Source organism: Orbaceae bacterium BiB, from assembly GCA_036251205.1.
GTDB lineage: Bacteria > Pseudomonadota > Gammaproteobacteria > Enterobacterales > Orbaceae > Orbus > Orbus mooreae.
Genome location: CP133958.1, coordinates 1094658 through 1107406, shown reverse-complemented (window position 1 = coordinate 1107406; position 12749 = coordinate 1094658). Strand labels below are relative to the sequence as shown.

At 35.7% G+C, this 12749-nt stretch carries 9 protein-coding genes and 2 tRNA genes; 5 read left to right on the top strand and 6 right to left on the bottom strand.

Annotation, left to right across the window (positions count from 1 at the left end; translation table 11 throughout):
• Positions 1-37: 37 nt before the first annotated feature.
• From RHO11_05180 to RHO11_05170, 3 genes are all read right to left on the bottom strand, one after another.
• Positions 38-1312: a tyrosine-type recombinase/integrase gene (locus RHO11_05180; GenBank protein ID WVD62513.1), complete on the bottom strand. Its 1275-nt coding sequence runs from the start codon at positions 1310-1312 to the stop codon at positions 38-40.
• Positions 1313-1543: 231 nt separating this feature from the next.
• Positions 1544-1619, bottom strand: a tRNA-Gly gene (locus RHO11_05175).
• An 18-nt stretch (positions 1620-1637) separates the two neighbouring features.
• Positions 1638-1725: transfer RNA gene (locus RHO11_05170), tRNA-Leu, on the bottom strand.
• Between the two features lie 551 nt (positions 1726-2276).
• Here RHO11_05170 and RHO11_05165 point away from each other — a divergent pair.
• On the top strand, positions 2277-3626 hold the full coding sequence (locus RHO11_05165; GenBank protein ID WVD62512.1) for a diaminobutyrate--2-oxoglutarate transaminase family protein: 1350 nt from the start codon (positions 2277-2279) through the stop codon (positions 3624-3626).
• Between the two features lie 10 nt (positions 3627-3636).
• Positions 3637-5079 (top strand): aspartate aminotransferase family protein, encoded by a 1443-nt coding sequence (locus tag RHO11_05160; protein WVD62511.1) that lies wholly within the window; start codon positions 3637-3639, stop codon positions 5077-5079.
• Positions 5080-5147: 68 nt separating this feature from the next.
• Here RHO11_05160 and RHO11_05155 read toward each other — a convergent pair whose 3' ends face one another.
• Entirely contained in the window at positions 5148-5552 is a 405-nt protein-coding gene (locus RHO11_05155) for an effector binding domain-containing protein (protein WVD62510.1), read from the bottom strand.
• Positions 5553-6279: 727 nt separating this feature from the next.
• Here RHO11_05155 and creD point away from each other — a divergent pair.
• Positions 6280-7656: a cell envelope integrity protein CreD gene (creD, locus tag RHO11_05150; GenBank protein ID WVD62509.1), complete on the top strand. Its 1377-nt coding sequence runs from the start codon at positions 6280-6282 to the stop codon at positions 7654-7656.
• 97 nt (positions 7657-7753) lie between these two features.
• Here the strand turns inward: creD and ilvY are convergent, their stop codons facing one another.
• The gene (ilvY, locus tag RHO11_05145) at positions 7754-8635 is read right to left on the bottom strand and encodes an HTH-type transcriptional activator IlvY (protein WVD62508.1); all 882 of its coding nucleotides are present in this window, start codon (positions 8633-8635) and stop codon (positions 7754-7756) included.
• A 159-nt stretch (positions 8636-8794) separates the two neighbouring features.
• Here ilvY and ilvC point away from each other — a divergent pair, with 159 nt between their 5' ends.
• A complete protein-coding gene (gene ilvC / locus RHO11_05140) occupies positions 8795-10273 on the top strand; it encodes a ketol-acid reductoisomerase (GenBank protein WVD62507.1) in 1479 nt (492 codons plus the stop codon).
• 559 nt (positions 10274-10832) lie between these two features.
• A complete protein-coding gene (locus RHO11_05135) occupies positions 10833-11432 on the top strand; it encodes a cell division protein ZapC (protein WVD62506.1) in 600 nt (199 codons plus the stop codon).
• 61 nt (positions 11433-11493) lie between these two features.
• Here RHO11_05135 and RHO11_05130 read toward each other — a convergent pair whose 3' ends face one another.
• Entirely contained in the window at positions 11494-12606 is a 1113-nt protein-coding gene (locus tag RHO11_05130) for a YcbX family protein (protein WVD62505.1), read from the bottom strand.
• Positions 12607-12749 lie beyond the last annotated feature (143 nt).

The window sequence follows — 12749 nt, the reverse complement described above, 5'->3', positions numbered from 1 at the left end:
ATGTTAAGGATTATTAGCATTGACTGTATTTATCTTATCATTGAACCAGTTGTTGCCACTCATCAAGCAAATCTGCCCACTCTTGCATCATCCGTTGACGCTGTGTGATGTACTTAGCATGATTATAAGCGCGTCTGATTTGATTCTTATCCTGATGAGAAAGCTGAGCTTCAATCCATCTTCCTTCATAATCGAGTTCATAGAGCGCTGTAGAAAGCGTTCCTCGCAAGCCATGTGAGGTCAGTTTTTTATCATACCCAAGGCGTTTAATCCCTTGGTTGAAAGTATTCTCACACACTGGTTGATAAGGTTTTCCTCGACCACGCAGTAAATAGGGCTGACTAGCATAACGCAGTGATAATAGCTCCCTGACAATATTGACTGCTTGTCTCGATAGAGGAATAACATAATCTGGAATAACGTGTCCAGCGTTCACTAACCGCTTAAATTGTTTGATTTCGCCTGCGGGGATCGTCCAAACCTGATTATCTAAATCAAATTGCTCTGGTTTTGAAAACCTTAACTCACCCGGTCTAACGCCCGTTAATAACAATAACTTGAGGGCCAGTTTAGTTTGTATATCCCCCGGATAACGGGATAACGCTACTAAAAACTGAGGGATATCCTTCATGTCTAAGTGCGCATTATTTTTGGGGGCAGGTTTAGGGAGGGCTAAAAACCCAATATCCGTGGTTGGATTGGTTTGAATTAACCCATCGAGCATGGCATGTCGAAAAATATCAATCAGCCAACATCGTAGCTTTTCGGCAATCGATAATGCGCCACGGTTCTCGACTTTACGTAAAACTTGCTGAATATCTCTCAGGGTGATTTTCTCGATAGGAATAATACCTAGTGTCGGTAATATATCTTTTTTTAAATAACGTTCTATTTGCGTTTTGGTTGAGTTACGACGCGTGGGATCATCAATGCCCAATTTTTTAAACTTTAGGGCTTTCCACCTTGGGATGAACATTTCCAATGTCAATGACGTCTTATGGTGTGTTTCATATCCCTCTTCATCAGTCATTTCGATGTTAGCTTGTGCATTGCGACGGTGCTCTGGACGAGGGTCTATTCCTTTAGCAATATCCAGGCGGTAATCATCACGCTTTAATCTTGCCTCTTTCAGAGAAAGATCAGGGTAGGTTCCCAGTGAGATTCTCGGTTGTTTTCCTTGCCAACTGAATCTAAAGTGCCAATATTTACCACCACAAGGCGCCACACAGAGGCTTAATCCTTCATCATCATTGAGGGTATATCGCTTTTGTTTTGGTTTGGCATTACGAACGGCAATTTCAGTTAAAGCCATAATAAAACTCTCCTTTAGAAATTAAACTAAAAGGCAGAATTATTATATAAAATAAGAGATTCGTTTAAAAGATAAAAGTGTACTAGCTCGAACTCGAAGTGTACTAAAAAGTGTACTAAATTTGAGTACCTGTGGGTATATTTAGGTACATCTCAGTATATGAAAAACAACCAATTATTTATTAAAAATCATTAAGTTGTATATTTTAGTACAGCTTTATACATTATGAATTGGAGCGGGAAACGAGGTTCGAACTCGCGACCTCAACCTTGGCAAGGTTGCGCTCTACCAACTGAGCTATTCCCGCATAAAGAATTGGTATTAATGGTGCCCGGGGCGAGACTTGAACTCGCACGGCCAAAAAGGCCGAGGGATTTTAAATCCCTTGTGTCTACCGATTTCACCACCCGGGCTCAAAAAGCGATTACGATGAAATAATTGCGTCTTGAATGGCGAGCATTTTACCCATCTTATTTATTCAGTCAATAAAAATTTTAATATAAGTGATTTAATTGGTTAATGTTTAGTTGTTTTGCTGTGCAAATAACCAATATTCGTATTGCAATTAACTTGATTGACTATTCTCAATATGATTAATCTTATTTTATCAGATTATAGTATAAAAATTTTATCTCTAATTTTGAATGATAGTTTAGCCGTATTATTTCGTTGCCAATTAGATAGTTATAGGGCACAATTAGCCGCGCTAATGATTAGCGAAAGTGTATTTATTTAATTTTATTAACCGGAGGGTCAATAGATATTACAGCATAAGCTCGTACTATCTTGGCATTGATAACCAAACATTACTGTTAGATTAAAAGAACAAAGAAAATTGAATCCAAGTTAGGTTTATTGCCTAAATAAATCTGATTACAATGTATCATTAGGTGGATAGTTAGAATTCAATCATACGTTACTTTTATTTCCACAGTAGAACTTTTTTTACAACAGAGGGTTTGACATGGGAACTACACAATTATCTTCATTTGATAATCAATATTATTTAAATCGACAATCACACTTCGAGTCCAATGCACGAAGTTATCCTAGAAAATTTCCAATTTCAATTAAGTCGGCACAAGGTGCTTGGTTAACTGATGTCGAAGGGAAAAGGTATTTAGATTGTCTTGCCGGTGCCGGCACCCTGGCATTAGGACATAATCATCCTAGTGTTATTAATGCAATAAAAGATGTGTTAGAAAGTCAGCTTCCGCTGCATACGTTAGATTTAACCACTCCCCTAAAAGATCAGTTTTCTGAAACCGTTCTTAATCTTCTACCCGGCAATCCTGATGAATGGCGACTACAATTTTGTGGACCTACAGGTGCTGATGCTAATGAGGCAGCATTCAAATTAGCCAAAACAGCCACAGGAAGAACACCTATTATCAGTTTTGCAGGCGGTTATCATGGTATGACAAATGGTACCTTAAGTACAACCGGTAATTTAGGTGCCAAAAATCCCATTGGTGGATTAATGCCTTATGTCCAATTCATGCCTTATCCTTATGCTTATCGTTGTCCTCTGGGAATTGGCGGGGAACAGGGTGCCCAAGCTTTAGCGAACCTATTTGAACGAATGTTAGATGATGTTGAGAGCGGTATTACTAAACCAGCTGCCGTCATTCTAGAAGCGATTCAAGGTGAAGGTGGTGTTATTCCTGCACCTGTAGAATGGTTAAAACGTATTCGTGAAGTGACCAAACGACTCGGGATTATTTTAATTTTAGATGAAGTTCAAGCTGGTATTGGTCGTAGTGGTGAGTTTTTTGCTTTTGGTCAATCGGGTATCGTTCCTGATATGATTGTGATGTCTAAAGCGATTGGCGGCGGTTTACCAATGTCATTAGTTGCTTATCGTGCTGAGTTAGATGTGTGGTTACCTGGTGCACATACAGGGACTTTTCGCGGCAATCAACTCGCAATGGCAACGGGTCTTGCTACCCTTGATATGATCACTAAACAAGGTGTGCAAGATAATGTTAATGTTGCTGGTAATGCATTAAAAGCGGGTTTATTAGCTCTACAAAAACGTTTCCCATGTATTGGTGAAGTCCGTGGTCGAGGTTTAATGCTGGGGATTGAAATCGTCGATGTACAGGGTAAAACTGATATGTTAGGCAGTTTACCTTATGCTCCGGAGCTATCTGTTGCATTACAACAAGCTTGTTTTCGTGCTGGATTAATTGCGGAGAGAGGAGGGCGTCATGGTGCTGTATTACGTTTCCTTCCGCCATTAACATTATCACTTGATGAAGTTAAGCAAGTCCTTGAACGTTTAGAAATTGCTTTAAATACAATTACGAAATAAGGATGTCATCATGGAAAATAATATTGCAGTAGGAATTACTGCAACAGGTAAAGAAGGTGCGGAGCAATACCGCACTTTGATGAAACAAGCGGTTGATGTAGCGGCTGATTGGTTGACTGTTGATACTATGTTTGATGGCATACCAATTCCTCAATTACGGCAACAACTTAATCAAATTGAAATGTTGCCAAAGCAAGGTGTCGGCGATGAACAGGCGTTACGTGAAGCTAAAGAACACTTTTTACAACATGCTTTACAAGTACATCATCCTCTCTGTTCTGCTCATTTACATTGCCCAACGACTTTAGCTTCACAATTAGCTGAAGTACTAATTAATGTTTCAAATCAATCGATGGATTCATGGGATCAAAGTCCATCTGCGACGTTATTTGAAGAACATATTATTACCCAGTTACGTCAACATATTGGTTACCCGACAGGTGATGCCGGGATATTTACCAGTGGTGGAACGCAAAGTAATTTTATGGGTTTACTATTAGCCAGAGAGTATTGTTTAAAACATTATACTAACTATTCAAAGCAAGATTTAGTTGTTGTTTGTTCAGAGCAAGCCCATTTTTCAGTACAACAATCGATGTTATTGTTAGGATTTGATGAAGCTGCTGTTGTTACCATCTCTTGTGATAATGGTGGCAGAATGATTGTCGATGAATTGTCTACTAAATTGAACCAGTTAAAGAACAACGGTAAAAAAGCATTTGCGATTATTGCAACGGCTGGAACAACCGATACTGGAGCGATCGATGATATTACAACGATTGCACAATTGGCTAAGCAGCACCAAGTCTGGTTACATATTGATGCTGCTTGGGGGGGCATTTTACTCTTTTCTCATAAATATCGTGACCGTTTGCAGGGAATTGAGCTAGCTGATTCGATTGCTTTAGATTTTCATAAACAGTTTTTACAAACGATTAGTTGTGGTGCTTTTGTATTAAAAGAGGCAGCCAATTATGAGTTGATTCGACGACATGATGATTATCTTAATCCAATCGAAGATGAGCTTGAAGGTGTACCTAATTTAGTGAGTAAATCGATTCAAACAACTCGGCGTTTTGATGCTTTAAAATTATGGATGAGTTTCCGTAGTATAGGTGCTCAACAATATGGCGAAATGGTTGATTATTCGGTTGATCTTGCCCAGCAAGTGGCAAATTATATTGCACAGTCAGAACATTTTGAACTGGTTAATTCAACGCAAATAGCGAGTGTACTGTTTCGTATTAAAAAATCAGCATTAGGCAACAAGGATAGTACACAAGTACATCGATTTATTGCTCAATTGCTGTTTGATGAAGGAAGAGCTAATTTAGGAATTACTCGGCGGGGTGGTGAAACCACATTGAAGCTGACGTTACTTAATCCACATACTCGTTTTGAGCATGTTAAAGTTCTGTTATCGACAATAGAGCAATTACTTCTACGTTATTAAGTTATTTATTCATTCGTAAAATTTAAACCCGCTCAGTAATGGCGGGTTTAAATGGTTAAGAGAGCATATTAACTTAATAGACTAATATAAATTTCTACCCTGCCATCAGGATGATATTTTTCAAAATCAACATCATAGGCACGGAATAGTTTACGATCTTGTTCTAATCCCCAGATATATTGCCAAGTTTGGTAAATTTTATCTTCATGATTATCATCAACTTCAAATACATAATAATTATCAATTGGGTTTGGTTCGATTGTTGTCGTAAAATGTTCAATAGGGTGATCAACCGCAATCGATAATGTATAATCACCTCGATAATCATTTTGATAGTGATTATATACACCATAAACACAACCCGTATTATCAGAAAGTTTAGCTTGTGCTTCTTGCCACACAGCCTTGATTTTTTCGATCATCTTTTCATCGGTGAAGTTATTGGTTCGAATAGAGCTAATGACGAAAAACATAAAAACAACTCCTAAAAATAAGTTTAATTGCAATTGGATCATAGACTTTCTGTAATCATATTGTTGTTAGTATAGACTAATTCACTCTATTGTTAACAATTAGTGATTAGATTAACGCAATATTTATACAAATATAGCAATTAACTAAACATCGGGATTGGTATCTGTCATAAAACCATTATTGGTTTTCAGTACTTATTCACAAATCAGGTGCATAAAGTTGTATTAACGATGTTAATAACCATCAAATTTTCATAAAAAACAGTTTGTTATTTTATCGAACAAATTATATCACATAATAAATTTGATCCTGTTTTTCACTGAGCATTATGATATGATCGTTTTATTAACAAATAACGTTGATAATGTTGTCATAACTTTGTGACTAACTATAAAAAAGTGTTATAAATTATATCATTATGTTAAAGGTTGAATTTTGTTACATCGCATTTTATTTTATTATCGTGATGTAATATGAGTAAGAAGGATTATATTTTAATTTTTATTCACAAATGGCTTTGATAACTTTGCCACTACACTGTAGATAACATAATAAAAGCCATAAAAATCAAATCATTAAAACTCTGATTAAATAATGACCATTAAAAAATAAGGGACATTATGATCTGTTTTCTAATGACTTCACTTATTCTTCATATTCGCTTCATATCCACTTCATGATTGCTCAATAAACTTGCCTTATTATACTAAAAATAGGGAAAATCTAATGAATTCACATTTTACATTGTTATTTAAAATATTAACCTTAGGCGGATTAATCCTTGTTATGCTTATCCCAATGCTGATGATTATGGGCTTAATACAGGAAAGATTTTATTATCAAAATAGTGTGATTGATTCAGTTGCACAGAGTAGTAGTGGCGTACAAAAAATTATTGGTCCAATTATTGTTGTGCCTTATACCGAAACACTTTTAGAAGTAAACAATAAACAGAACTATTATATTCAAAAGAAATATGTACGTTATATATTACCACAACAACTTAATGTGGAGGGTGATGCAGATATCTCATCACGGCATATTGGTATTTATCAAGCTCAGGTTTACCAAACTCAATTAACGTTTAATGGATCATTTAATTCGGTCTCCCTTGACTCACTAAAAAATAATCCGGCAATAGAGGTGGGTGAACCGTATTTATTAGTGTTAATCTCTGATACACGGGGAATTATGCAGACGCCAACGATTATGTTAGCCAACCAGCAGTTGGATTTTGAGCCTGGCGTAAAACAGAGTGGCATGGGAAGTGTACAAGGTATTAATGCCTCAGTGTCGATTGATAATTTAACCAATAAAAAACTTGAGTTCAATTTTTCATTGCAACTGCAAGGAACAAAAGAGCTATCGATAGTACCTATTGGACGATCAAGCCATTATCAACTTAAAGGCAATTGGCCTCATCCTAATTTTATCGGTTATAGTTTACCTATCAATCGACAAATTGATCAAAACGGTTTTGTAGCGACCTGGCAAAGTAGTTGGTATGCCAATAATATTAATAGCTTATTTGCTGATGATGTCAGTGAAACACGTTATTATTCATCGGATATTGCCAATATGCCTGATTTTAAAACCAGTTTTGTCGAAACAGTCGATCAATATCAAATGATTGAACGAGCTGTTAAATATGATATTTTATTTATTGCGTTAACGTTTATCTGTTTCTTCATTTTTGAAATGCTTAAACAACTCAAAATTCATCCAGTACAGTATTTATTAGTTGGTATGGCATTAACTCTTTTCTATCTCTTATTATTAGCATTATCCGAGCATATAGGCTTCTTATTGGCTTATATTATTGGGTCAATTGCTTGTAGTTTATTGATCGGTTTTTATTTATCGGGAGTCATAAAAAATAGTAAGTGGAGTATTATATTTACTATTTTCTTATTAACACTCTATACAGTGCTCTATTTTGTGATGATCTCTGAAGGTAATGCTTTGTTACTCGGTAGTATTTTATTATTTATTGTTTTAGGTGGCATTATGATTTTAACACGTAAAATGGATTGGTATAAAATCAGTCAAGTTAATGTCGAAAAGATAACAACTATTACTCAGCAAAATGAGCAGACACATTAAGTTAATATTTAATAAGGCTGCTATATTCTATAAAGTTGGTCTATTTGCGTAGTCGGATTTTAGTCGTAAAGTTTAGTTATACGCTGTGGCAACTTGCTTAATTAGCAAGTTGCCAAAATGCGGCAATAATTTTTTCTGCTAAGCGTCTTTTTTGTACACAAATACCAATATCAAAAGGTTCGATTAAACTTGATGACCATTCAATAATGCGTTCTCTTATTCTTTCTGGACTATTTTCCATGACAACTTTTGGCAATAATGCAACTCCACAACCTAGTGCAACCATTGATACAATTGCTTCGTGACCGGCAACGGTGGCATAAATTTTAGGTGAATGGATCTTATTTTGTTTAAACCACAGATCAATACGATGACGACTTGGACCATGTTCTGGCAAGATAAAAGGGATATTACGCCAATCAGGCTCTTTTTGATGAAGCTTATCACTAAATGTACTGCGTAGTCTTGGTATTAGTAGTACCATTTCTATCTCACCCAATTTTACAAACTCAACACTAGTTGGTAAATTTTTGGGACAACCAGCGATAGCAAGATCAGCCTCATTCGATTGAATTTTACTTACTGCATCGGCGGCATCACCGGTTGTTAACTTTATTTCTACCAATGGATAGAGTACCCTAAATTTATCTAGAATATCTGGCAAGTGACTATAAGCGGCTGTTACCGAGCAAAATAGACTCAGTTCGCCAGTAAGTTGATGGTTAGCTTGGTTTAAGTTTTGTTGTAAATGCTGGTAATCAGATACGACTTGTTTTGCAAATAATTTTAGCTGCTGACCTGCATCAGTAATACTGACCGAGCGATTATCTCGAATGAATAGTTGCTGACCTAAACTCTCTTCTAAGCGTTGAATTTGTCTTGATAACGTTGATGGCGTGATATGCATCGCTTTAGCCGTTAGACCAAAATGGTGAGTTTCACTGAGATGTAAAAAGACTTTTAAATCGCGAATATCCATATTAAACCTAAAGCTGTAATTCTGATGATTGTTGCAATAATTGCAACATTACGTTCTGAATATATCAATTTTAGCAATAAAAAAAATAAAGTATAGTATGACCATAATAATTTATGGCTGAGTCCATCAATATCTGATTTTATTTATAGGGGAAAAAGAATGTCAAACTACTTTAATACATTAAGCTGGCGCGAAAAATTAGCACAATTAGGTAAATGCCGTTTTATGGATCGCAGCGAATTTGCACAAGAAGCACAATTTTTGAAAGGTAAAAAAATTGTTATTGTCGGTTGTGGTGCACAAGGCTTAAACCAAGGGTTAAACATGCGTGATTCAGGTCTTGATATCTCTTATGCACTACGCAAAGAGGCGATTGCTGAAAAACGAGCTTCATGGAAAAAAGCCACTGAAAATGGTTTTAAAGTTGGTACTTATGAAGATTTAATCCCAACGGCTGATCTTGTAATTAACTTAACTCCAGATAAACAACACTCTGCAGTAGTTAAAGCTGTTCAACCATTAATGAAACAAGGCGCAGCATTAGGCTACTCTCATGGTTTTAATATTATTGAAGTGGGTGAACAAATTCGTTCTGATATTACCGTTGTTATGGTGGCACCAAAATGTCCAGGGACTGAAGTTCGTGAAGAGTATAAACGTGGTTTTGGTGTGCCAACATTGATCGCTGTACATCCAGCTAACGATCCAAAAGGCGAAGGATTAGCTATTGCAAAAGCTTGGGCAGCTGCAACTGGTGGTCACCGAGCGGGTGTATTAGAGTCTTCATTTGTTGCTGAAGTAAAATCAGATCTAATGGGTGAACAAACAATCCTTTGTGGTATGTTACAAACTGGTTCACTATTATGTTTTGATAAGTTAGTAGCAGAAGGAGTAGATCCTGCTTATGCATGTAAACTATTACAATTTGGTTGGGAAACGATCACTGAAGCTTTAAAGCAAGGTGGTATCACATTAATGATGGATCGTTTATCAAATCCAGCTAAGTTACGTGCTAATGCGTTAGCAGAAGAGTTAAAAGTTATTATGACGGATCTATATCGTAAACATATGGACGATATTATTTCTGGTCACTTCTCTGCAACGATGATGGCTGATTGGAATAACGATGATGTTAATCTACTAAAATGGCGTAAAGAGACCGGAGAAACTGGCTTTGAGAAAGCTGCTGAATATCAAGGTAAAATTGATGAACAAACTTACTTTGATCAAGGCGTTGTTATGATCGCAATGGTTAAAGCCGGTGTTGAACTAGCCTTTGAAACAATGGTTGAAGCTGGTATTCTTGAAGAGTCTGCTTATTATGAATCACTTCATGAATTACCGTTAATTGCTAATACTATTGCACGTAAACGTTTATATGAAATGAATGTGGTTATCTCTGATACTGCTGAGTATGGTAACTATTTATTCTCTAATGTTGCCATTCCACTATTAAGAGAAAAATTCATGCCGTTATTACAAACTGGTGATTTAGGTAAAGCTATTCCTGAAGGCAGTGTTGATAATGCACAATTACGTGATGTGAATGAAGCGATTCGTAACCACCCAATTGAAAAAATTGGTCATACATTACGTAGTTATATGAAAGATATGAAGAAAATTAATGTAGCAGGTTAATATTAAGTATTCTAACTTAACTATTAAAACTTAATTATTCGTTAAAAACTTGCTGTAACATATCATTATAGTGAAAAAGAGCGCTTAAGCGCTCTTTTTATTGCACGATAAGTAGATAGTATGGTTTTTATAATGAATTGAATAAATTTTTCAAACGTTGTTTTACACGTATCACTCGATAAATGCCGACAATCTAATGATCAAATCTATTAGGATCATGTATTATGATCGATATTGATGATCATTCATCTAATCTTTAGATATCACCTTAACATTCTCTTAGCGTATTGTTATTATTGGTTTTTTTAGCCACCTAATCGACTAAAAGCAGTGATCAAATTGATTATAATCGATGCGATGTCTATTCAGATCTAAAAATAAGATCTATTTGATAGATTTTGATCTGAATTTAGATCATTCTTATAAGCATATTCTGAAATTATTCTTTTAAAAATTAAATGATTAGCTGAAAAATAATTGATATTTTTGTTTTTTTTTAATTCAGAGTTTGCTATATTGTTTGTAAAACACACTAAAGTGTTCAGGGTAAGATAATGTAATGAGAAAAAAAATAACAATTCGGCCAAGTGATAATTGGCGTTGGTATTTTGATAGTAAATATGATTGTTTGATGTTAGAAATTGCAAACGATATGGTATTTCGTTCTCGTTATCCTGCCAAAATGTTAACTCCTGATGCTTTTAATACTTTTCCTTTTTCTGTTGATGATGCCTCTGCTTATTATCAATTCTATGAAAGCTGTACACGACTCAATTTACCTGAGCCGCAGAAAGTTGAGTTGGTACTCAATGCAATTGTCGCTAGTAACTTTTTGAAACCGCAGATGCCTAAAAGTTGGTATTTTGTACAACAGCCTATGCTATTTACCCCTTCCTTTGGTGAACTTGTTGAAGCTCAAGTCCAAGATAGTGCTCAACGCATTAATTTATTAGTAGTAGAAAGTGGTGATACGGCCTCTGTCTGTTTGTTAGCGGACCCTTGTGTCAACATGGCAGGTAAAAATTTTGATATTACTGATGTTGTGAAAGTGATGAATGATCGACTAGCGAGCAAAAATAATTCGAAAACGAATGAGGAAGAAGTTACTGACGGTGATGAAAAAGCCGTTGCAGATTTATTTTCTCAACTCTGTTCTTAGTTACTCTTTCACTATATTACTCGATTTAGGTGTGCCGGCATATTTATGCCGACACCATTAATTATGACTTAGACCGGATATTTTTTAATTTAAGTTGATTACTTTTCGGTATGCAACTACAAGCTAAAATACGATTATTACGTCTGATAGCAGATTGTGTCATCGGCATGACTTCACCTTCTTCTAACTCAATTTGGCAACGACCACAAACTCCCGTACGACAAGAGTATGACATCACAACACCATTTTGTTCTAGCTGTTCGAGTAATGGCTGCTTGTTATTACCAATAAATGTCACTGAGTCAAAGATAATCTGGCAAGGCTTAGCTTCAATCAGATTTTCTTTAGGGAATGATTTTATATAGTTTTTGGCTCGTTGTCGTTCTAGGACTTCTACTTTATCGTTAATAGAAATGATGCCTGTATTACGAGCAATCATATTAATCCCAAAATCAATTTCACCTTGTTCATCTAATCTAAAATAACGTAGTGTTTTTAAGGGTTCATTATCGGCAAAATATTGGTAATTAACTAAATTCACGCGAGTCATTACACATCGGCTACAAGGTTTGACTAAATCAAAAATTACATCACCTATTTTAATGGTTTTCCAGCCATCCTCAGCAAAAGGTAATGCGCCATCAATGAGAATATTTCCCCTAAATTGTTCGATGGTTAACTTCTCTGGACATTGTTGTTGTAGATAATTAAATGACGCCGTATTAACGAGTAAATAAGGATAGCCATCAGCAAAAGCAAGCGGTGTTTCTGGATAACGTTTCACGACGCGATCAGATGTTTGGCCAATCCAACGCAGCTGGACATCTCTTTTTAGAAAATCACTCAAAAAACGATTAACACTAATTGAGGCGATGTGTGAGGTAAATTGACTTCCCCAAACTTTGGTGGGTTCACTCGTTAACGAAAAATCAGCATAGTTGGCTTGAATACTTTTTTGTTCGTTTAGACTAATGAATACCCCGTCTGAATTCATCACTGTTTTTAGTTGTAATAATTGAGGCGTTTCTCTTGCAGTAACGAAAGTACCATCAGGTTCACAAACCATAAAAATGCGATCATCTTTTAGTCCGCTATTGCGTACTTCACTGGTTTGTAATGCAATGCCTTGCATTGATTTTACCGGATGGATATAGAGTTGATTAACAAAAACCATAAAATTCACATAATAAATACACAGGCGAGTATTATAACGTTAATTTAATCATATGGGGGGTTATTATATAAAATATTAGGTACGTAATGAGGCTAAATATGTATTAACCACTTGGCGTAAGTTAATACATATTTAGTAACATA

What these genes read in the sequence shown, in the direction of transcription:
- RHO11_05180 (WVD62513.1), bottom strand. Translation starts at nt 1,312, where the DNA reads ATGGCTTTAACTGAAATTGCCGTTCGTAATGCCAAACCAAAACAAAAG.
- RHO11_05165 (WVD62512.1), top strand. Translation starts at nt 2,277, where the DNA reads ATGGGAACTACACAATTATCTTCATTTGATAATCAATATTATTTAAAT.
- RHO11_05160 (WVD62511.1), top strand. Translation starts at nt 3,637, where the DNA reads ATGGAAAATAATATTGCAGTAGGAATTACTGCAACAGGTAAAGAAGGT.
- RHO11_05155 (WVD62510.1), bottom strand. Translation starts at nt 5,552, where the DNA reads ATGTTTTTCGTCATTAGCTCTATTCGAACCAATAACTTCACCGATGAA.
- creD (WVD62509.1), top strand. Translation starts at nt 6,280, where the DNA reads ATGAATTCACATTTTACATTGTTATTTAAAATATTAACCTTAGGCGGA.
- ilvY (WVD62508.1), bottom strand. Translation starts at nt 8,635, where the DNA reads ATGGATATTCGCGATTTAAAAGTCTTTTTACATCTCAGTGAAACTCAC.
- ilvC (WVD62507.1), top strand. Translation starts at nt 8,795, where the DNA reads ATGTCAAACTACTTTAATACATTAAGCTGGCGCGAAAAATTAGCACAA.
- RHO11_05135 (WVD62506.1), top strand. Translation starts at nt 10,833, where the DNA reads ATGAGAAAAAAAATAACAATTCGGCCAAGTGATAATTGGCGTTGGTAT.
- RHO11_05130 (WVD62505.1), bottom strand. Translation starts at nt 12,606, where the DNA reads ATGGTTTTTGTTAATCAACTCTATATCCATCCGGTAAAATCAATGCAA.